Here is a 19,927-nt window from a genome sequence, read left to right as displayed (position 1 = left end):
CTCAGTCGGCCACTGCGACGAACCCGCCGCCATTCGCCCGAGCGGATGTCGCGGCCTCCGCCGCCGCCGCCATCACCCGGTCGAAGTCGTACCCGAAGCGGTCGGTGCCCGCGATGCCGATGCTCGCCGAGAGCCGGAGCCCCTGCGCGGCCTCGACGCGATGCTCGCGAAGGCCCCGCTGAATGGCCTCGGCGTCGTCGGCGGCCGACTCGAGCCTCGCGAACGCCGCCACCATGACGAGCGCCCCCGCTCCGACGTGTCCGATGTCGGAATGCGGTGAACCATGGCGCCGCACGGTCTCGGTGAACTCAGTCAGCAACTGGAGCTCCGCCGCACGACCGAACGCCGTGTTCAGCGCATCGAGTTCATCGACCTCGATGCGCATGAAGACGAGTTGCTCGTCGTGGTAGTTCGCACGCTCGAGCCAGTCGGTGGCGACCTCGCGGAACGAATCCTCGGTCAGCACGGCGTCGACCGAGTACGACGGAGCGCCTGCTCGACGGAACGACGATCGCGGCACGCGCTCCCCCTGCAGCACGACGAGGGACACGACGGCGACGATCATGAGCGAGATCAGCACGAAGCCCGCGGACTCGGTGCCGAGCGCCGCCCGGAACCAGGGATCGTCGGGACCGAGCACGACGAACGCGACCGCCCTCGTCGCGTAGTACACGGTGACCACCACGAAGATGACGGTCAGCCCGCGCGCCGCCCAGAACACGCGCATCGGCGCACGCAGGGTCTCCCATGTTCCGAGCGCGGCGAAGAGCGCGATGAGCGCGAACATGACGACCGCGCCGGCCCAGCTGCCCCCGTCGACCCCTTCGACGAGCACGGCGACGGCGGCCGCGGCCGCGGCCACGAGTCCGGTCCAGGCGAGCGCCGGTCGCCCGTTGTACGCCCGGGCGCCGCACCAGAGCAGGGCCGGGCTCAGGACGATCGCCGCGTTGCCGACCGCGACGGCCCACCAGGCCTCGGGGTTCACGATCCACGTCGCGTACGCGAACGACGCGAGGATGCCCGCCATGAAGGCGACGGCCCAGAGCCGCCCCGCGGCATCCGACCTGCGGAGCACCGTGTCGAGGATGAACATGACGCCCGCCACGATCGTGACGATGATGACCGCGAGCTGGATGGTGAACGGATCGATGGTCATGCTTCTCCCGGTCCCTCGGTCGGCAGGGCGACGATGACGGTCGTACCGACACCCTGCTCGCTCTCGATCGTGAGGCGTCCGCCGTGCCGTTCGACGAAGTCGCGTGCGATGCCGAGTCCGAGTCCGCTGCCGTGCACGCTGCCCTTGCGCACCGACTCGGAGCGGAAGAACCGGTCGAAGAGCTTGGGCTGCTCGGCCTCGGAGATGCCGATGCCCGAGTCCCGAACGACGATCCAGGCCGTCCCGTCGGCGGCGGTGACCCCGATCGCGACCTCTCCGCCCTCGTCGTTGTACTTGATCGCGTTCGAGAGCAGGTTGTCGACCACCTGACGGATGCGGAAGGGATCGGCGCGTACGATGACGCACTCGGCCGAGGTGATGTCGACGGTGATGCTGCGCTCGTCGGAGCGTGGACGCAGCGACTCCACCGAGTCGCGCACGACGGCCCCGAGATCGGCGTCGACGAACTGCAGCAGCGGAGGCGCGTCCGCCTGGCGCGCGCTCTGCAGGATGCTGGCGATGAGTTCGAGCATGCGCTCGCCGTTGCGCTCCATGATCTCGAGGTTGCGCCGTACCGAGGCCGGCAGCGCCGGGTCGTCGAGCGAGAGCTCGATGTAGCCGAGCACCGAGGTCATGGGCGTGCGCAGCTCGTGCGAGACCGAGGCGACCAGATCGTCCCTGGCGCGGATCGCCCGCAGCTCGGCCGTCACGTCGCGTACGACGAGCACGCTCCCGTCGGGCTCGTTGTCGTCGTCGAAGAGTCGACGCGCCGTGGCGGCCACGGCGGCGAGCTCGCGCGCCCCCGTGGGGATCCACGTGACCACGTCGTCGAACTCCTCGCCCGCGGCGGCCCGGTTGAACGGGAGCTCGCGTTCCTCGAGTGCGGTCGCGCGATCCTCTGCGAAGGCCGTGCCGTGGCGGGCGTCATCCGGTCGGCCGATCTCCAGGCCGTAGAGCTCGGCGTACGCCGCGTTCATGATCGCGCCGCGACCGTCGCGGTCGAGGCGCACGACGCCGAAGTCGACCGCGTTGAGCACCTCGGCGAGCAGGGCCTCCTGCCGGCTCGCCCGCCGCAGCGCGCGCTCGAGCTGCGTCGCCTGCGAGCGCAGCAGCACGCGTTGCGCCGCCGTGCGACGGCTGGACAGCACCGCGCTCGTGGCGACGAAGAGCAGCGCGATCGGCAGCAGCACGACACCGGGAACCCCCGCGGCGGCGTAGACCCGATCCGCGACGATCTCCGAGGTCCAGACCAGCACCGAGGCCGAACCGACCGAGATGATGGCTCCACGCACGCCGAAGTAGCTCGAGAGCCAGATGGTCGGGAAGATCCAGAGCAGGCCCACGCCGGCGGCGGGGTCGCCGATGCGCATGAGGCCGATCGCGAGGATGTCGAGCACCGGCACCACCATGACGAACTGGCGCGGCAGCCGATGCCACGGCGTCACGACGGTCACGCCGGTGACCACGAAGGCGAGCACGATCCCGGCCAGCACGAGTGGCCTCGCCATGGAGCCCGGCGCGAATGCCTGCAGGGTGAAGACCACGACGATCAGCGCTGCACCGAACAGGAGTTGCGACAGGATCACCGAACGATCGAGGGTGGCGCTCCCCCGCTGAGGCTCCCCCGATGCCCGCATGCAGCGAGCCTACTCGTGCCGTCCGCCTTCGAGCCCGAGGCGTTCCGGCGTCATCGGTCAGAGCCCGAGGGCCCGCAACTCCGCGTCCATGCGGCGTGCCATCTCGGCGTAGCCCTCGTCGTTCGGGTGCAGGCCGTCGGCCGCCATCCACTCGGGGTGGCCCTCGATCCAGTGCGAGGCACCGGCGATCCAGTCGGCGTCGACCCGCTCCGCTCCCGACCGCACCCAGCCGATGATCTGCTCCACCGAGGCCGGGCGCTCGTCGGTGTACCAGAACGGTTCGACGACGACGAGCCTCGCACCGGGGAGCTCGTCGGACAGTCGCCCGAGGTCGGCGTCGATCGCCTCGCGGATGTCGTCGGCCCGTGACGGCATCGAGAAGTTGTCGTTCAGTCCCATCGTCACGAAGACGAGATCGGGAGCCGGATCGTGCGTCACGATCTCCTCGACGAGATCGGCCGCCGGGCCGCCGAGACCGGGTGCCCGGTTGTTCACGAACCCGAGTCCGTTGACGCTCGGGTTGAACTCGGCCCATCCGCGATCGGCGGCGATGATGCTCGACCAGCGCCGCTCCGGTGCGCTCGCCCCCGTGCCGAGCGTGTACGAGTCGCCGTAGAACGCGACCACGGGGGCGTCGGGCGGCAGCGCATCGTCGGCGTCGTCGGATGCAGGTGCGCCGACGCAGCCCGTGAGCATCAGCCCGACCGCCCCGAGTCCGACCGCCATGCCGAACGCCCGCCTGCCCCGAATCCTCATGGAGGTGGTTCGGGGCCGACGGGCGTTCGGATGGTCGGCGTGATCGCCTCGACGGATCAGACCGCCGCGGGCAGCTTCGCGGCGATGAGTTCGGCGATCTGCACGGCGTTCAGTGCGGCACCCTTGCGCAGGTTGTCGTTCGAGATGAAGAGCACGAGGCCCTTGCCGTCTTCGGCCGACTGGTCCTGACGGATGCGACCCACGTAGCTGGGGTCGGTGCCGGCGGCCTGCAACGGGGTCGGCACGTCGCTGAGCGCCACGCCGGGAGCGGCGGAGAGCAGTTCGGTCGCGCGGTCGGGGGTGATCGGGTTCGCGAACTCGGCGTGGATCGAGAGCGAGTGGCCCGTGAAGACCGGCACGCGCACGCAGGTGCCCGCGACGCGGAGCCCCGGCAGCTCGAGGATCTTGCGGCTCTCGTTGCGGAGCTTCTTCTCCTCGTCGGTCTCGAGGTCGCCGTCGTCGACGATCGAGCCGGCGAGCGGGATCACGTCGAACGCGATCGTGCGCGGGAACTTCTCGGCCTCGGGGAACTCGACCGCACGGCCGTCGTGCACGAGCTGGATCGCGTCCTGCGCCACGGCTGCACGAGCCTGGGCGAGCAGCTCCTCGCCGCCGGCGAGGCCCGCGCCCGACACGGCCTGGTACGTCGAGACCATGAGACGCTCGAGACCGGCCTCGTCGTGCAGCACCTTGAGCACGGGCATGGCCGCCATGGTGGTGCAGTTGGGGTTCGCGATGATGCCCTTGACGGCCTCGTCGATCGCGTGCGGGTTGACCTCGCTCACGACCAGCGGAACTTCGGGGTCCATGCGCCAACCGCTGGAGTTGTCGACGACCGTGACGCCCGCTGCGGCGAAACGAGGTGCCTGCGCCTTCGAGAGCGTGGCGCCGGCCGAGAAGATCGCGATGTCGAGGCCCGACGGGTCTGCCGTCGAGGCGTCCTCGATGACGACGTCTTCGCCCTTCCAGGGCAGCGTCGAGCCGGCCGAGCGCGCCGAGGCGAAGTAGCGGATGGACGCGACCGGGAAGTCGCGCTCCTCGAGCAGCTGGCGCACGACCGCGCCGACCTGACCGGTGGCGCCGACGACGCCGATGTTCACTCCGTGTGCCATGCCTGATTCCCCATCTCTGCGGGCTCGCGGACTCGCCGCGACCCGGACGATCTTCTTCTCAAGTGTGCCGGACGCCGCCGCCGGTTCCGGACCGAATGCGAGCATTCGTCCGGTTCTGGCAGCTTCGCCCTGAAATGCGGCAGTCGACGGATGCCGCGGGCGGGCGACTCAGCGGCCGGTGCCGCCGTGCACGACCGCGTCGACCTCGGAGTCGAGGCCGAACGCCGTGTGCACCGCGCGAGCCGCGTCGGCGACGCTGTCGGCGCGCGTCACGACCGAGATGCGGATCTCGCTCGTCGAGATCATCTCGATGTTGATGCCGGCCTCGTAGAGCGCCTCGAACAGCTTCGCCGAGACGCCCGATGCACTGCGCATCGCGTTGCCGACGAGCGAGAGCTTGCCGATCTGGTCGTCGTACTGCAGCGACTCGAAGCCGATCGAGTCCTTCGCGTTGGCGAGGGCGGTGAGCGCCTTCTCGCCGTCGGCCTTCGGCAGCGTGAACGAGATGTCGGTGCGACCCGTGGTCGCCGCCGAGACGTTCTGCACGATGACGTCGACGTTCGCGTTCGTGTTCGCGACGATCTTGAAGATCTTCGCGGCCACGCCAGGCTTGTCGGGAACCCCGACGACGGTGATCTTGGCCTCGGTGAGGTCGACGGCGACACCGGCGATGACGGACTCTTCCACAGCTGCTCCTTCGGGAAGACGCGAGGGGTCGTAGACGATGGTCCCCTCGGTGTTGTTGAACGACGAACGCACGTGCAGGGTCACGCCGTGGCGGCGCGCGTACTCCACGGCACGGATGTGCAGGACCTTGGCTCCGGATGCCGCGAGCTCGAGCATCTCCTCGCTGGTGATGCGGTCGAGCTTGGCGGCCTTCTTCACCATGCGCGGATCGGACGTGAACACGCCGTCGACGTCGGTGTAGATCTCGCAGACATCGGCCTGCAGTGCGGCCGCGAGGGCGACGGCGGTCGTGTCGCTGCCGCCGCGGCCGAGCGTCGTGATGTCGCGCGACTCGCGGCTGAAGCCCTGGAAGCCCGCGACGATGACGATCGCGCCCTCGTCGAGCGCTTCGCGGAGGCGCACCGGGGTGACGTCGACGATGCGCGCGGCGCCGTGCGTGGCATCCGTGATCATGCCGGCCTGGCTGCCCGTGAAGCTGCGCGCGTCGTGGCCCATGCCCTTGATCGCCATCGCGAGGAGCGCCATCGAGATGCGCTCGCCCGCGGAGAGCAGCATGTCGAGCTCCCGCGGGGCCTGGAACGGCGTGACGGCGTTCGCGAGGTCGAGCAGTTCGTCGGTCGTGTCGCCCATCGCGGAGACCGCGACGACCACGTCGTTGCCCGCCTTGCGCGTCTCGACGATGCGCTTCGCGACGCGCTTGATGCTCTCCGCGTCAGCGACGGACGACCCGCCGAACTTCTGCACGATCAAGCTCACGTGGTCTCCAAGGGGGTGGGTGGGGCGCCGGGTTTGCACCTCGGGACGCCGGAACCCCCATCATACGTGCGGCGCGTATTCCCCTCCGGCAATGTGACGCGGCTCCGATTTCCTCTCGAAGTTGTATCTACATGAATCTTGAATGCTCAGAAGATGTTCACCTACGTGTTCCCCGGCTTCGCTCGGATTCCGCCACCACCGCCGACAGACTCGGAGATCCACCCACCTCGAAAGGACCAGAAATCGTGCGAACACGAAACCGCGCCGTGATGCTCACGGCCGGCTGCCTCGGCATCGGACTCCTCCTGCCCGCCACCCCCGCGATGGCCCACGACAGCGAGGACCTCGCTGCGACCACCTCGTTCTCCGAGGACTTCGACTCCCTGAGCGGTTCGCTCGGACCGTCGGTCCACGAGACCCACATCCCCAAGACCACGCTCGGCTGGACGAGCACCGCACCCACAGGCTGGACCGTCGCCAACGATGCATCGATGGGTGCCAAGGGCAAGAGCGAATGGCGCGGCTGGACGTTCGCGACCCCGTCGTTCTGGGCCGCGGCGCAGGGCGGGCAGGGCCGTGAGGACTTCGCGAAAGGCTCCGGAGTCGTCGCCGTGGCCGACAACGACGAATGGGACGACGGGAACAACCCCGGCGAGCAACTCTTCGCCAGTACGCTCACGTCGCCTTCCGTCGCCGTCACGGGCGGCTCCACGGTGCACGTCAACTTCGACTCGAACTACCGCCAGACCGGACCTCAGGTCGCTGCGCTCGAGGTGTCGTTCGACGGCGCCGCTCCCGAGCGGCTCTTCGAATACTCCACCGCCGTCCTCGGCGACCAGGTGTACCTGCAGGACCGCACACTCACCCAGCCCGTCACCGTGCCGGCCGGCGCCACGTCGATGAAGCTCGGTTGGGTCATCGAGAAGGCGACGAACGACTGGTACTGGGCTGTCGACAACATCAGCGTCGACTCCGAACCACGCGCCGGCGCCGAGCCGCCGCTGCCCGACCCCGGCCCCCAGCCGTCCGACGTGCCCGACGGCATCAGCTCCCGCAAGGTGCTGTTCATCGACTTCGACGGTGTTCGCTTCGACAAGCTCACCGAGTACGCGACGCCGAACATCGACGCGCTCGCGGCGAAGGGCCAGATGGGCGTCGGCTACATGCAGGACAACGCGCTCGGCCCGACCGTCTCCGGTCACGGCCACGCCAACCTGCTCTCCGGCGTCTGGGTCGACAAGCACCGGTCCCCCGACAACAACTTCGCCAATCCGAACATCGAGGCCTACCCCGACGTCCTCACGCGGCTCGAACAGGTCGATCCCGGGTTCTCGACGTTCTCCACGGCCGACTGGAAGCCGCTGAACGACCACCTGATCCTCCGTCCGGACGTCAAGATCCAGCAGACCGGGGCCTCCCCCGCAGCCACCGACGAGCAGAGCGTCGCCGACGCGCTCGAGGTGCTCGGAACCCGCAACCCCGACGCGATGGTCGTCTACCTCCACAACGGCGACGCCACCGGTCACAGCTACACGGCCGAATCGCCCCAGTACAAGACCACGATCGAGAAGCTCGACGCGCAGGTCGGCGAACTCGTCGCCGCGATCGAGGCGCGAGAGGCGGCATCCGATGAGGACTGGCTGATCCTCGCCTCCACGGACCACGGCTTCACCGGCTACGGCCACGGCGGCGACCAGCACCTCACCCGCATGATCTGGACCCTCGCTTCCGGCGGCGACGTGCCCGTCTCGGGCACGGCGACCAGGCAATGGCGACAGGTCGACATCGCGCCGACCGCGCTGGCGCACCTCGGCGTCGACATCGACCCGGAGTGGGGCCTCGAAGGCGTGCCCATCGGCACCGCGTCGACCGACCCGTTCGACACGCTCGCCGGATCGCTCGGCGACGTCGTCGATGAAGCCGCGAAACCGAGCTTCTCCGGCGGATGGACGAAGCAGACCCCGAACGATTGGCAGATCGACGAGCAGACGCCCGACCTCGGCGTCGCCGAGTACCGCGGCTGGTCGTTTATGGACGGCGAGTTCTGGGCGACCAGCGAGGAAGGCCAGGGACGTGGCTCGTTCGTGCGCGCCCGCGACGTGATCGCGGTCGCCGACCCCGACGAGTGGAACGACAAGGGCAACCCCACGGCATCCGGGGCCCGTTTCGATTCGACGCTGTACTCGCCGTGGCAGGACGTGCGCCCCGGCGGCACCGTCGACGTGTCGTTCCTGCAGCACTACCGGCAGATCACGGCCGGTGTGCCGCAGCATGCGGAGGTCATCGCCGAGTACGACGACGGCACGAGTCAGGTGCTGTGGTCCCGCGACGGCGTCACCGACGGCGCCCTGTTCGAGATCAACCAGCCCGTCGCGTTCTCGACGACCGCGCCGGCCGGTGACGTGAGCAAGGTGCGCATCGGCTGGCGACTCTCCGACGGCGCCAACAACGGCTACTGGGCCGTCGACGCACCCGAGATCCGCGCGGACGCCCCCGACCCCGCGATCGCCCCCGTCATCACGAGCTCGCTCACCGACGGCGCGATCCTCCGTGGCAGGGCGGATGTCTCGATGACCGTCGCCGGCGAGGGCCTCCAGGCGTTCCACGCCCAGCTCTACACGGCCGACGGCACTCAGGTCCCGTCCGTCAAGGGCTACCAGTGGGAGCCGAGCACCGATTCGCTCACCCTCCCGGCGGTGGACTTCAGCACGCTCGCCGACGGCGAGTACACCTTCGTGTTCTCGGCCAAGGCGACGAGCGGGCTTCGTGGCGAGCTCAAGGTGAAGGTGGTGGTGGACAACTCCCGCCCCGGGCTCGACCTGACGCTCGCCGACGGCCGGGTCGGCCTCGTCGCGACCGACGCCGTCGGCATCCGCCGCGTCGCCGCGAACCTCTACGACGCCGCGAACGCCAAGCTGCTGAAGGCGATCGGCTCCACCTCGGCCTCGACCGCGATCGGCGCGACCGAGTGGACCGGTGGATGGGCGCTGCCGAACGGCCTCGCCTCGGGCACCTACACGGTGCGCGCAGCCGTCACCGACCTGTCGGGCAACACCCGTACGGTCACCTCGACGGTGACGGTCCCGTAGTCGATGCCGCACCGACCATCGTCGAGGTACGTATGACGGCACCGAGATGAGGTTCCAGGAAGGGCCGGGACTCCCCCGGTCCTTTCTGCGTGCCACGGGCCTCGCCATCGACGGGCCACCGCCGATAGAGTGCGGACATGTCCGAGGCGCTTGAACCGTGGTCCGAGTTCAACGTGGCGATGGTCGGGGCGACCGCGGCCCTCGCGGGCCTGCTCATCGTGGCGATGTCGGTGAACATCTCGACGATCCTCACCTCCAAGACCCTTCCGGCCCGCGCGGCGGCGTCGATCGCGACCCTCGTGCTCGCCATCGCGGTGACCGGACTCGCACTCGTGCCGGCCCAGCCGCTGTGGGTGTACGGCACCGAGGTGCTCGTCGCGACCGCGTTCGCCGCCGCGTTCGAGGTGCATGCCGTCTCAACGATCCTCCGCGACGACCTGCATCGCGGGTCTCGCCTCGACCTCGCCGGCAAGTCAGCGGCCGGCGTACTGCCGATCGTCACCTACCTCGTCGGGGCGATGCTGCTGCTCGTCGGGTTCACCTCCGCGGGCCTGCTCGTGATCGGCATCGCAACCATCGTGGCGATCGCCTCGGCGATCCTCCTCGCGTGGGTCGTGCTCGTCGAGGTCTTGCGCTGACGGATGCCGGTGGCCGGCCATCGGTGGCGGATGCCGGTCGCGGGCCCCCATCGCCCGAGCTCAGTCCTTGTGGCCTCGCGCCATGTACCACTCGGTGTACTCGCTCGCTCGCCCGTCGGGCGCGAGACGGATGATCCAGAGGTTCAGGTAGTCGCTGCGGGCCGGGTAGACGGTGCGCCCCTGCACGACGACGAATCCGTCGTGCTCGTGCAGGACCTTCCAGTCGAAGGCCCAGGTGCCGGGTTCGTCGAGGTCTTCGAGCCATCCGGCGACGATCTCGTCGCGCCCGACCCTCGGCTTCGAATCGGGGCTCGTGAGGTAGACGGCGTCGTCGGTGAACAGTGCGCCGATCTCGGCCGGATCGTTGGACTCCCAGGCCGCGACGTACCCCGCGACCCACTCGGCACCTCGACTGACGGCCATGACCCCAGTCCAGTCCACGGCGCGGCCCGCGTCAACCCTCGCGGAACGAGCGGATGCCGCGACGCGCCGTTCGATCGCGCGCCCGAGCGCCCTGGCAGCCGAGCGCCCCGGCCCCGAGCGCCCCGGCAGCCGAGCGCGCGATGCGCCCCGACGGCCGACGCGAGGCGCGAGCCGCGAGCCGCGAGGCGCGAGGGTCAGCCGACGACGCGACGGCCCTCGAAGGCACGGCCGAGCGTGACCTCGTCGGCGTACTCGAGGTCGCCGCCGACGGGGAGCCCCGAGGCCAGGCGCGTGACGCGGATCTCGAGCGTCGTCAGCAGCCGGCTGAGGTAGGTCGCCGTCGCCTCGCCCTCGAGGTTGGGGTCGGTCGCGATGATGACCTCGACGACCGTGCCGTCGGCGAGGCGCTGCATGAGCTGGCGGATGCGGAGCTCGTCGGGCCCGATGCCGTCGATCGGGCTGATCGCGCCGCCGAGCACGTGGTAGAGCCCGCGGAACTCGCGCGTGCGCTCGATGGCCACGACGTCCTTCGCCTCCTCGACCACGCAGATGAGCGTCGGATCGCGACGCGGATCGCGGCAGATGCCGCACGTCTGCTGCTCGGAGACGTTGCCGCAGATCTCGCAGAAGCGCACCTTCTGGCGCACCTCCGAGAGGATCTCGGCGAGCCGGCTCACGTCGAACTGCTCGGTCTGCACGATGTGGAACGCGATGCGCTGCGCCGACTTCGGCCCGATGCCCGGAAGGCGGCCGAGTTCGTCGATGAGTTCCTGGACGATGCCCTCGTACACGCGCTACCCCCGCTCACCGAAGCCGGGGCGCGCGGGCGCCTCGACCTCTTCGAGGAACGTCGCACCGAGCACCTCTCGCACGACGGCCTCGCCGTAGCGCTGGATGCCGCCGCCGTTCGCCGCGCTCGGCCCCGGGTTCGACCGGACCTGCGAGCGCGCCGGCCGTGCCGGCGCGGATGCGGGCGCGGATGCGGACTCGGGCGCGGGTACCGGTGCTTGCGCGGATGCCGGTGCCGTGCGGGAGGAGGTCGCGCCTCCGCCGCGAGGTTCGTCGGCCGGAGCCGCCCGGTCGTAGTCGGGATCGAACGGCGGCTCCTCGTCGAGCGGCGGGGCATCGGCGTCGTCGTGCACGATCGGCGACCCGGGCGGACGCACCGCCTCGCGGGCCGCGTCGGCCGCGACCGGAGCGGCGGATGCCGTGGCTTCGCCGGGCTTGTTCTCGGAGACGGGCTCGACCTCGGAGACGGGCTCGACCTCGCGGGTGAGCACCGCCGTCGCGGTGGCGGGCACCGAGGGCGCGGTGAATGCCTCGGCGGAGTCGGCCGGCTCGTCGCGCGGGATCGCGACCGTCGCCCACGAATCGACCGGTGCGGATGCCGACGCCGACGCCGACGCCGACGCCGATGCCGATGTGCTCGACGACGGCGCGCTCTTCGACGCCCGGTCAGTCTGGCCTGAATTCCGCTTGGCCCCGCTCGACCCTTCGGCGTTCGCAGCGCCCGCGGGTGCCGCGCTCGGCGCGGTCGCGCGCGGCACTGCGGTCGACGCCGCAGCGGGCGAACCGCCGCCGCCCGGCGCCGCTGCGGGAGCGGACGCGGACCCTGAACCATCGCCCTCACCGGCGCGGGCGGGAGACGACGGAGCGCCGGAACCCTGAGCGCCCACCACGCGAGGCACGAACTTGACCTGGATGCCGAGCACCTCGGTGATCGCCGCACGCAGCAACTCGGCCGGACTCTGCGCACCCGCCGAGCCTCTGAGGTCGTTCACGTCGTTCTGGCTCGGGAACCCGAGCACCAGCACGTCGTCTTCCGAGCGGTAGTCGATGATCTGGGCGGTGAGCGCGGCCATCCATGCCGTTCGCTTGACGCGCTGCAGGGCTGCGAGCACCTCGGGCCAGGCGTCGCGAATCTGCTGCGCGGTCACCGGTCCGACGGGTTTCAGCCTCGGCACGACGACCTGCTCCGGCTCGCCGGACGCGGATGCCGGCGCTGCCTCGGGGGTCTCCGGTCGCGCGGAAGCGGCGGCCGACTCGTTCGGCCGCGTCGCGGGCTCGGTCGTCGAGGCGGCGGGCACCGTCGATGTCGGGGGCGCCGACGCGACGGGCACCGAGGCAGCCGGCGCAGTGGCAGCGGCAGCGGCAGCGGGCACGGCAGCGGGCACGGGACCTGCGCCGCGAGCACCGGCCGCGGGAACGCCGGACGATCGGGCGGGCGCGGCGGCGGGTTCGTCGCGCGAGGGTGCGCCACCGGCATCCGTCACTCCGACGCGACGCTCGAGTCGTTCGACGCGGGCGATCGCGCCGCGCTGGGTGTCGTCGATGGCGGGCACCAGCACGCGCGCGAGCATGAGTTCGAGGTGCAGGCGGGGCGAGGTCGCACCGCTCATCTCGGTGAGGGTCTGGTTGACGAGGTCCGCGACGCGCGAGAGCTCTGCGGCGCCGAACGCGGCCGCCTGCGTGTTCATGCGCACGAGCTCGTCGGCCGGAACGCCGCGCAGCACGGCCGCGGCGGCCTCGGGCGTCGAGGCCGCGACGATGATGAGGTCGCGCAGGCGTTCGAGCAGATCTTCGACGAAGCGGCGCGGATCTTGACCGGTCTGCACCACGCGGTCGGCGGCGGCGAATGCGCCGGCGGCATCGCCCTGCCCGATGGCGTCGACGACCTCGTCGAGCAGCGCGCCGTGGGTGTAGCCGAGCAGCGCCACGGCGCGCTCGTAGTCGATGCTCGTGCCCTCGGAACCCGCGATGAGCTGGTCAAGCAGTGAGAGCGTGTCTCGCGGCGATCCGCCGCCGGCGCGGACGACCAGCGGCAGCACGCCGGGCGCGACCTCGACGCCCTCTTCGGTGCAGAGTTGCTGCACGTACTCGAGCATCGCCCCCGGCGGCACGAGCCGGAACGGGTAGTGGTGGGTGCGCGAGCGGATGGTGCCGAGCACCTTGTCGGGCTCGGTCGTCGCGAAGATGAACTTGACGTGCTCTGGCGGCTCTTCGACGAGCTTCAGCAGGGCGTTGAAGCCCTGCGGCGTGACCATGTGCGCCTCGTCGAGGATGAAGATCTTGTAGCGGTCGCGCGCGGGGGCGAACACGGCGCGCTCCCGCAGGTCGCGCGCGTCGTCGACGCCGTTGTGACTCGCGGCGTCGATCTCGACCACGTCGAGCGACCCGCCGCCGCCGCGCGCGAGCTCGACGCAGCTCGGGCACGTGCCGCACGGCACATCGGTCGGGCCCTCGGCGCAGTTCAGGCAGCGGGCGAGGATGCGCGCCGACGTCGTCTTGCCGCAGCCGCGCGGGCCGCTGAACAGGTAGGCGTGATTGACGCGATCGGTGCGCAGCGCCGTCATGAGGGGATCGGTCACCTGCGACTGTCCGATCATCTCGGCGAACGTCTCTGGCCGATAACGGCGATACAGGGCGGTGACCACGGCTCAATCGTAGTTGCCGCGTCTGACACCCGTTCCTGATGACGTGGGCGTAGCATGCGGTGATCGGAAGGGGGCGTGATGACGGCGACGACGATGACACCGGCACAGCTCACGAGATTCGAGGCGAGGCTGCGCGCCGAGCGGGCCGACGCCGAGGAGCGCCTGGCCGAATTCGACGACGCGATGACCGCGGTGCGGATCGCGAGATCGGATGCCACGGCCGACGACGAGCACGACCCCGAGGGGCCGACGATGACCCAGGAGTGGTCGCAGCGCACCGCCGTGCTCGCCGACGTGCGCGCCGAACTCGCCGACGTCGACCGCGCCCTCGCGCGCATCGCCGACGGCACCTACGGCTTCTGCACGAACTGCGGCAAGCGCATCATGGTCGCGCGTCTCGACGCGCGCCCGACCGCCGAGCTCTGCATCGACTGCGCGCGTCACGTGCGCTGACCCGCGGCCGCACTCGCGGCGGCACCCGCGGCGAGGCCACCGAACGCCCGGATGAACAGCGGGCTCGAGCCGAGCACGAGGTAGAGGCACCCGGCCCCGATGAGCGTCGGCGTGAGGCCGACGTGCTCGACCGCGAATCCGCCGACGAGCGCGCCCAGCGGCATCGACGCCGCGACGCCCGCGGTCATCGCGCCGAACACCCGCGCGCGCATGCCGTCGGGCACCTCCTGGTACATGGCGGTGGCGATCATCGGGTTGAGCATGCCGGCCGCGAGGCCGGAGCAGAGCAGCACCACGAGCAGCACCGGCAGCGGCACGCCGGCCGCCATGGCGAGGTACGGCGGCGCTCCGGCGAGCATGAAGCACGCGGCGAACAGTCCGCGCCCTGAGCGGCGGTGGCCGATCCACCCGAACACGGCCGATCCGGTGAGCGCGCCCGCCGCGAAGCACGCGACCATGGCGCCGAGCAGGCCGGGTTCGCCCAGCACCTCGGTCGCGTAGACCGGCTTCAGCACGGTGATGCCTGCGGCGTCGATCGCATTCGTCAGCGTCACGAGCAGCACCACCGCGAGCAGCAGCGGCGATCGCACCAGGAAGCGGATGCCGGCGACGAAGCCGTCCTTCGCACCCGTGCCCGCGGTTCCGTCGGCGGACGCGTCGGCGTCGGCCTCGGCTGCCGCGTCCTCGACGGCGCGCGCTTCGGCCGACGCGGCCGCCGCCCGCGGGATGAACGCGAGCACGAGCACCGCGGAGACGAGGAATCCGGCCGCGTCGAACACGAGCGCGGGCATCGGTCCGACGAGCGCCACGGCCACACCGGCGATGCCGGCACCGATCATCGATGCGGTGCGCTGCACGGTCGACTGCACGCCCGCCGCGCGCGCGAGGGGCATGCGCGCGAGCGCCGCGAGGTCGGGCACGAGCACGGTCTTCGCGGTGTCCCCTGGCGGATCGAGCAGCCCGCCGAGGAACACGAGGGCGAGCAGCACGCCGAAGTGAAGCCCCGTCGTGGCCGCGAGGATCGGGATCGCGACGACCGTGAGCCCGCTCGCGACGTCGGCGACGATGCTCGAGAGGCGGTAGCCGAAGCGGTCGACGAGCACGCCGCCGAGCGCGCCGCCGATCACGAGCGGCACGGTCGCGAAGACGCCGGCGACGCCCGCGGCGAGCGGCGATCCGGTCTGCTGCAGCGCGATGATCGGGATCGCGATGAGCGCGATCGCGTTGCCCGCGAGCGAGAAGAACTGCGCCGCGAACAGCGCGAGGATCGGCAGGCGCCGGCGCGCGGCATCCGTCACCGGCTGGTCGGACGCCGTGTCCGCGTCGGCAGCGCTCGCGTCGGCAGCGCTCGCGTCGGCAGCGCTCGCGTCGGCCGAACCCGCGTCGAGCTCGTCGGCAGCCGCGACCGTGCCGGGCATGGCGGCCACCGCCAGAACACCGGGAGCGACCGGAGCGGCGGCATCGGCCTCTCGGACGCCCCGACCGTCGGCGCTCACGACTCGCTCCGAGGGAAGACGTGCGTGATCCAGCGCACCGCCCGGGTGCCGTCGCGGGGCTCGCGGCCGCGCGCCCACCACTTCGCGTGCACCGCCTGCAGGTCGTCGGTGAGTTCGCGCATCTCCTCGACCGTGAGCTGCGCGCCGCCGTCGCTCGAGTCGGACGCAGTGACCCACTCGGGCTCGAGCGAGAGTTCGGCGTCGAGGGCGTCGATCAGCTCGCGGTGGTACGAGTCGAGCACCGTGCGCCGCATCGCCTCGGCGGCCTCGCGTCGCTCGGGGTCTCCGAGGTAGTCCTCGGCGTGCAGCGTGGTCATCTCGTGCGCCGACTTCCACCAGCGCTCGCGGCCGTCGCGCTCGCGCTCGGGGGCCGGCACGACGAACCCGTGCTTCGCGAGCGTGCCCAGGTGGTAGCTGATCGAGCCGGATGCCGCGCCCGTCGCGTCGACGAGCATGCCGACCGAGTGCGGGCCTCCGCCTCGCAGCAGTCCGAGGATGCGCAGGCGCAGCGGGTGCGCGAGCGCGCGCATCGAGCCCGCGTCGCGCACGTCGATGGTGCGAGTGTCCACGGCGCTCGGCTGCCCTGCGGCGGGCGTCGTCGCCTGGGTCGCCGCGGCATCCGTCGTCGGGTTCTCGGAGGTGTCCATACCGGCGAGACTAGTTCAGCAAGACTTCTTGCACAAGTGTTCTTGCAGAATGGCGGATGCCGCGGCCAGGCCGCGCACAGCCTCGAACGACCGCGCCGCCGCCGGCGCCGCCCTGAGCCGACCCCGGATCAGCCCGGGCCCAGGCGGGCGTCAGCCCCGAACGACCTCGAGCGCCTGCCGCGCGATCTCGAGCTCCTCGTTCGTGGGCACCACGAGCACCGCCGTGCGCGAGGCGTCGGTCGAGATGCGCCGGGCGCCGCGCTCGCGCGACCGGTTGCGCTCGTCGTCGACCTCGACCCCGAACCAGTCGAGACCTGCGAGCGCCGCGGCGCGCACGGTCGCCGAGTTCTCGCCGACGCCGGCCGTGAACACGATCGCGTCGACCCGGCCGAGCTGCGCCGCATACGCCCCGATGTACGAGCGCAGGCGGTGCGTGTAGACGTCGAACGCGATGACGGATGCCTCGTCGCCGGCCTCGCGCGCGGCTTCGAGATCGCGCATGTCGGCGTGCCCGCTGAGACCGAGGATGCCGCTCTGCGAGTTGAGCAGCCGGTCGGTCGCGTCGGCGTCGAGCCCCGCGCGGCGCTGCAGGTGCAGCAGCACGGCGGGGTCGATGTCGCCCGAGCGGGTGCCCATGACGAGCCCCTCGAGCGGCGTCATGCCCATGCTCGTGTCGATGGAGCGCCCCTCGGCGACCGCGCACGCCGAGGCGCCGTTGCCGAGGTGCAGCACGATGAGCTGTAACTCCTCGACCGGTCGCCCGAGGAACTCGGCCGCGGCACGCGACACGAACCGGTGCGAGGTGCCGTGGAAGCCGTAGCGCCGCACCCGGTGCTTCTCGGCGAGCGCGCGGTCGATGGCGTACGTGTAGGCGGCCGGGGGCATCGTCTGGTGGAACGCGGTGTCGAACACGGCGACGTGCGGCACGCCGGGGAACGCGCGCTCGGCCGCGACGATGCCCGCGAGGTTCGCCGGGTTGTGCAGCGGCGCGAGCACCGAGAGCTCGTCGATGTTGATCTTCACGAGTTCGGTGATGACGGTCGGCTCGAAGAACCTGGCTCCGCCCTGCACGACGCGATGACCGACGGCGACCGGTGCGTGCTCCTCGAGCGAGGGGCCGTGCGAGGCGAAGGCCTCGAGCATCACCGCGAAGGCGGCGTCGTGGTCGGGCGCGTCGACCGCGGTATCCCAGACCGTCGGCTCGCCGTCGCCGGCCACCGAGGCCGTGTGCTTCACGTGCCCGTCGGTCGTGCCGATGCGTTCGACCAGCCCACTGGCGAGCGGATGCCCCGTCTCGACGTCGAGCAGCTGGTACTTCAGTGAGGAGGAGCCCGAGTTGACGACGAGGACGATGCTCATGACGCGTCGGCCGCCTGGATCGCCGTGATCGCCACGGTGTTCACGATGTCCTGCACGAGGGCCCCTCTCGAGAGGTCGTTGACGGGTTTGTTGAGTCCCTGCAGCACGGGGCCGATGGCCACGGCGCCGGCCGAGCGCTGCACGGCCTTGTACGTGTTGTTGCCGGTGTTGAGGTCGGGGAAGATGAACACGGTCGCCCGCCCCGCCACGTCGGACTCGGGGAGCTTCGTGCGTGCGACGGCCGCGTCGGCCGCGGCGTCGTACTGGATCGGCCCTTCGACGGCGAGCTCGGGTGCGCGTTCGCGCACGATCGCCGTGGCCCGCCGCACCTTGTCGACGTCGGCACCGGAGCCCGACTCGCCGGTCGAGTACGAGAGCATCGCGACGCGCGGCTCGATGCCGAACTGCTCGGCCGTGCGCGCCGAAGAGATCGCGATGTCGGCGAGCTGCTCGGCGGTCGGGTCGGGCACCACGGCGCAGTCGCCGTACACGAGCACGCGATCGGCGAGCGCCATGAGGAACACGCTCGAGACGACCTCGACGCCCGGCTTCGTCTTCACGATCTCGAAGGCCGGGCGGATCGTGTGGGCCGTCGTGTGCACGGCGCCGGAGACCATGCCATCGGCGAGCCCGAGCTCGACCATCATCGTGCCGAAGTACGACACGTCTTGAACCGTGTCGCGGGCCTGCTCGAGCGTGACGCCCTTGTGCGCGCGGCGCTTCTGGTACTCCTCGGCGAAGCGCGCGACGTGCACGAAGTCATGGTTCGAGAGCACGGTCGCCCGCGAGAGGTCGAGGCCGAGTCCGATCGCGCGCGAGCGCACCTCGATCTCCTCGCCGAGGATCGTGAGGTCGGCGACGTCGCGCGTGAGCAGGGTCGCGGCCGCGCGGAGCACCCGGTCGTCGTACCCCTCGGGCAGCACGATGTGCTTGCGGTCGCTGCGCGCGCGCTCGAGCAGGCCGTACTCGAACATGAGCGGCGTCACGACGTCGGGCGCGGCCACGTCGAGCAGGTCGAGCAGCGCCTGCCCGTCGACGTGCTTCTCGAAGAGCGAGAGCGCGGTGTCGCGCTTGCGCTGCGACTCGGCGGCGAGGCGGCCTCGCGTCTGCGTGATCGCGACCGCGGTGTCGTAGCTGCCGAGCGTCGTGCGGATGATCGGCAGGCCCGCGCGCAGGCCCTCGACAAGCCGCTCGACCTGCTCGGAGAGCGGGAACCCGCCCACGAGCACGATGCCCGCGATCGACGGGAAGTTCGCCGACGAGTGCGCCGTCAGCACGCCGAGCAGCACCTCGCTGCGATCGGCCGGGATGATCACGATCGAGCCCTCGATGAGCCGCGTCAGCACGTTCTCCATCGACATGGCCGCGATCACGACGCCGAGCGCCTCGCGGTCGAGCAGGTCGGGGTCGCCGGTCGCGAGCTCGCCCTCGACCGCGTGCATGATCGAGCGAACCGACGGCGCCACGAGCACCTGGTCTTCGGGGATCGCCCACACGGCGACGGATGCCGCGCCGAGCGCATCGCGCCCCGCGGCCTCGTGCGCGGGCACGCGCTTCATGACGGGCTGCAGGGCCGCGACGATCTCGTCGAGGTGCTCGGCGTCGGCGCGATTGACGACGACGCCGAGGAGCGTGGAGTGCTCGCGAGCGAGCTCCTCGACCGCGAGGTCGGCGAGCTGGGCGAGGTCGTCGGGCGTGCGAGCCTCGGCCTGCCCGAGGTGCTCGGCGCGCTGACGGATGCCGCCGCCGACGCGACCGCCGAGCACGAGCAGCACGGGGGCGGCGAGGTTCGCCGCGATGCGGGCGTTGTAGGCGAGCTCGGTGGGGCTGCCGACATCCGTGAAGTCGGAACCGAGGATCACGACCGCGTCGCAGCGGTGCTCGATGGCCTTGTAGCGGCGCACGATCTCGGCGAGCGCACCCTCGGGGTCGGCGTGCACGGCGTCGTAGTCGACGCCGATGGCCTCCTCGTAGGCGAGCGGCACGACCGCGTCGTGGGCGAGCAGCAGGTCGAGCACGTAGTCGCGCTCGTCGGTGGACCTCGCGATCGGCCTGAACACGCCGACGCGGGTCGCGCGCCTGGTCAGGGTGTCGAGCACCCCGAGGGCGACCGTCGACTTTCCGGTGTTGCCTTCGGCCGAGCAGATGTAGATCCCGTGCGCCACCCTGCAAGCCTATTGGGCGGGGCCCAGAAGCGGACTGGGAGTCTCCCGCGAGCGCGCCGGACGACGACGGATGCCGCGAGCATGAGAGCGCGCACATCGAACCGAGCAACCTTCGCTTA

At 71.1% G+C, this 19,927-nt stretch carries 15 protein-coding genes; 3 read left to right on the top strand and 12 right to left on the bottom strand.

The annotated features are described in order from the left end of the window. Nucleotide 1: 1 nt before the first annotated feature. From ATC03_RS05445 to ATC03_RS05425, 5 genes are all read right to left on the bottom strand, one after another. Entirely contained in the window at nucleotides 2-1,156 is a 1,155-nt protein-coding gene (locus ATC03_RS05445) for a GGDEF domain-containing protein (RefSeq protein ID WP_067874107.1), read from the bottom strand. Beyond that, nucleotides 1,153-2,793: a sensor histidine kinase gene (locus ATC03_RS05440; RefSeq protein ID WP_067874104.1), complete on the bottom strand. Its 1,641-nt coding sequence runs from the start codon at nucleotides 2,791-2,793 to the stop codon at nucleotides 1,153-1,155. Before ATC03_RS05440 ends, ATC03_RS05445 begins: the two co-directional genes overlap by 4 nt. Nucleotides 2,794-2,850: 57 nt before the next feature. Beyond that, a complete protein-coding gene (locus ATC03_RS05435; RefSeq protein ID WP_067874101.1) occupies nucleotides 2,851-3,519 on the bottom strand; it encodes an SGNH/GDSL hydrolase family protein in 669 nt (222 codons plus the stop codon). Between the two features lie 86 nt (nucleotides 3,520-3,605). Continuing rightward, nucleotides 3,606-4,661 (bottom strand): aspartate-semialdehyde dehydrogenase, encoded by a 1,056-nt coding sequence (locus ATC03_RS05430; RefSeq protein ID WP_067874098.1) that lies wholly within the window; start codon nucleotides 4,659-4,661, stop codon nucleotides 3,606-3,608. A gap of 168 nt (nucleotides 4,662-4,829) precedes the next feature. Next, nucleotides 4,830-6,104, bottom strand: a complete 1,275-nt coding sequence (locus ATC03_RS05425; protein WP_067874095.1) for an aspartate kinase — start codon at nucleotides 6,102-6,104, stop codon at nucleotides 4,830-4,832. A gap of 245 nt (nucleotides 6,105-6,349) precedes the next feature. Between ATC03_RS05425 and ATC03_RS05420 the strand changes: the two genes are divergently transcribed. Together ATC03_RS05420 and ATC03_RS05415 are read left to right on the top strand one after the other, a co-directional pair. Further along, entirely contained in the window at nucleotides 6,350-9,193 is a 2,844-nt protein-coding gene (locus tag ATC03_RS05420; protein WP_161490315.1) for an alkaline phosphatase family protein, read from the top strand. 137 nt (nucleotides 9,194-9,330) lie between these two features. After that, on the top strand, nucleotides 9,331-9,831 hold the full coding sequence (locus ATC03_RS05415) for a hypothetical protein (RefSeq protein ID WP_067874089.1): 501 nt from the start codon (nucleotides 9,331-9,333) through the stop codon (nucleotides 9,829-9,831). Nucleotides 9,832-9,891: 60 nt separating this feature from the next. On the opposite strand, the gene ATC03_RS05410 is transcribed toward ATC03_RS05415, so the two are convergent. The 3 genes from ATC03_RS05410 to ATC03_RS05400 form a co-directional block, all read right to left on the bottom strand. Then, nucleotides 9,892-10,254 carry a nuclear transport factor 2 family protein gene (locus tag ATC03_RS05410; protein WP_067874086.1) on the bottom strand — a complete coding sequence of 121 codons (363 nt, stop codon included), beginning with the start codon at nucleotides 10,252-10,254 and terminating at the stop codon, nucleotides 9,892-9,894. Between the two features lie 194 nt (nucleotides 10,255-10,448). Beyond that, the gene (recR, locus tag ATC03_RS05405) at nucleotides 10,449-11,045 is read right to left on the bottom strand and encodes a recombination mediator RecR (RefSeq protein ID WP_067874082.1); all 597 of its coding nucleotides are present in this window, start codon (nucleotides 11,043-11,045) and stop codon (nucleotides 10,449-10,451) included. A 3-nt stretch (nucleotides 11,046-11,048) separates the two neighbouring features. After that, nucleotides 11,049-13,688: a DNA polymerase III subunit gamma and tau gene (locus ATC03_RS05400; protein WP_067874078.1), complete on the bottom strand. Its 2,640-nt coding sequence runs from the start codon at nucleotides 13,686-13,688 to the stop codon at nucleotides 11,049-11,051. 78 nt (nucleotides 13,689-13,766) lie between these two features. Between ATC03_RS05400 and ATC03_RS05395 the strand changes: the two genes are divergently transcribed. After that, nucleotides 13,767-14,141 (top strand): TraR/DksA family transcriptional regulator, encoded by a 375-nt coding sequence (locus ATC03_RS05395; RefSeq protein ID WP_227820238.1) that lies wholly within the window; start codon nucleotides 13,767-13,769, stop codon nucleotides 14,139-14,141. Here ATC03_RS05395 and ATC03_RS05390 read toward each other — a convergent pair. The 4 genes from ATC03_RS05390 to pta all read right to left on the bottom strand — a co-directional run bounded on the left by ATC03_RS05390 (nucleotide 14,129) and on the right by pta (nucleotide 19,808). Then, nucleotides 14,129-15,637, bottom strand: coding sequence for an MFS transporter (locus tag ATC03_RS05390; protein WP_067874075.1), 1,509 nt, complete (start codon nucleotides 15,635-15,637; stop codon nucleotides 14,129-14,131). The two genes, ATC03_RS05395 and ATC03_RS05390, sit on opposite strands and share 13 nt — an antisense overlap. Continuing rightward, the gene (locus ATC03_RS05385; protein WP_084003307.1) at nucleotides 15,634-16,284 is read right to left on the bottom strand and encodes a helix-turn-helix domain-containing protein; all 651 of its coding nucleotides are present in this window, start codon (nucleotides 16,282-16,284) and stop codon (nucleotides 15,634-15,636) included. Before ATC03_RS05385 ends, ATC03_RS05390 begins: the two co-directional genes overlap by 4 nt. Before the next feature lie 150 nt (nucleotides 16,285-16,434). Beyond that, on the bottom strand, nucleotides 16,435-17,643 hold the full coding sequence (locus ATC03_RS05380; RefSeq protein WP_067874072.1) for an acetate/propionate family kinase: 1,209 nt from the start codon (nucleotides 17,641-17,643) through the stop codon (nucleotides 16,435-16,437). After that, nucleotides 17,640-19,808, bottom strand: coding sequence for a phosphate acetyltransferase (gene pta / locus ATC03_RS05375; protein ID WP_067874069.1), 2,169 nt, complete (start codon nucleotides 19,806-19,808; stop codon nucleotides 17,640-17,642). Before pta ends, ATC03_RS05380 begins: the two co-directional genes overlap by 4 nt. Nucleotides 19,809-19,927 lie beyond the last annotated feature (119 nt).

It is taken from the genome of Agromyces aureus (genome assembly GCF_001660485.1).
GTDB classification, from domain to species: Bacteria; Actinomycetota; Actinomycetes; order Actinomycetales; family Microbacteriaceae; genus Agromyces; species Agromyces aureus.
Note: the sequence above shows the minus strand (reverse complement) of the source record. Positions and strands in the feature narration are given on the sequence as shown.

Excerpts from the sequence above, each read along its gene's own strand:
- ATC03_RS05445 (WP_067874107.1), bottom strand. The coding sequence starts at position 1,156 with ATGACCATCGATCCGTTCACCATCCAGCTCGCGGTCATCATCGTCACG.
- ATC03_RS05440 (WP_067874104.1), bottom strand. The coding sequence starts at position 2,793 with ATGCGGGCATCGGGGGAGCCTCAGCGGGGGAGCGCCACCCTCGATCGT.
- ATC03_RS05435 (WP_067874101.1), bottom strand. The coding sequence starts at position 3,519 with ATGGCGGTCGGACTCGGGGCGGTCGGGCTGATGCTCACGGGCTGCGTC.
- ATC03_RS05430 (WP_067874098.1), bottom strand. The coding sequence starts at position 4,661 with ATGGCACACGGAGTGAACATCGGCGTCGTCGGCGCCACCGGTCAGGTC.
- ATC03_RS05415 (WP_067874089.1), top strand. The coding sequence starts at position 9,331 with ATGTCCGAGGCGCTTGAACCGTGGTCCGAGTTCAACGTGGCGATGGTC.
- ATC03_RS05410 (WP_067874086.1), bottom strand. The coding sequence starts at position 10,254 with ATGGCCGTCAGTCGAGGTGCCGAGTGGGTCGCGGGGTACGTCGCGGCC.
- ATC03_RS05395 (WP_227820238.1), top strand. The coding sequence starts at position 13,767 with ATGACGGCGACGACGATGACACCGGCACAGCTCACGAGATTCGAGGCG.
- ATC03_RS05385 (WP_084003307.1), bottom strand. The coding sequence starts at position 16,284 with ATGGACACCTCCGAGAACCCGACGACGGATGCCGCGGCGACCCAGGCG.
- ATC03_RS05380 (WP_067874072.1), bottom strand. The coding sequence starts at position 17,643 with ATGAGCATCGTCCTCGTCGTCAACTCGGGCTCCTCCTCACTGAAGTAC.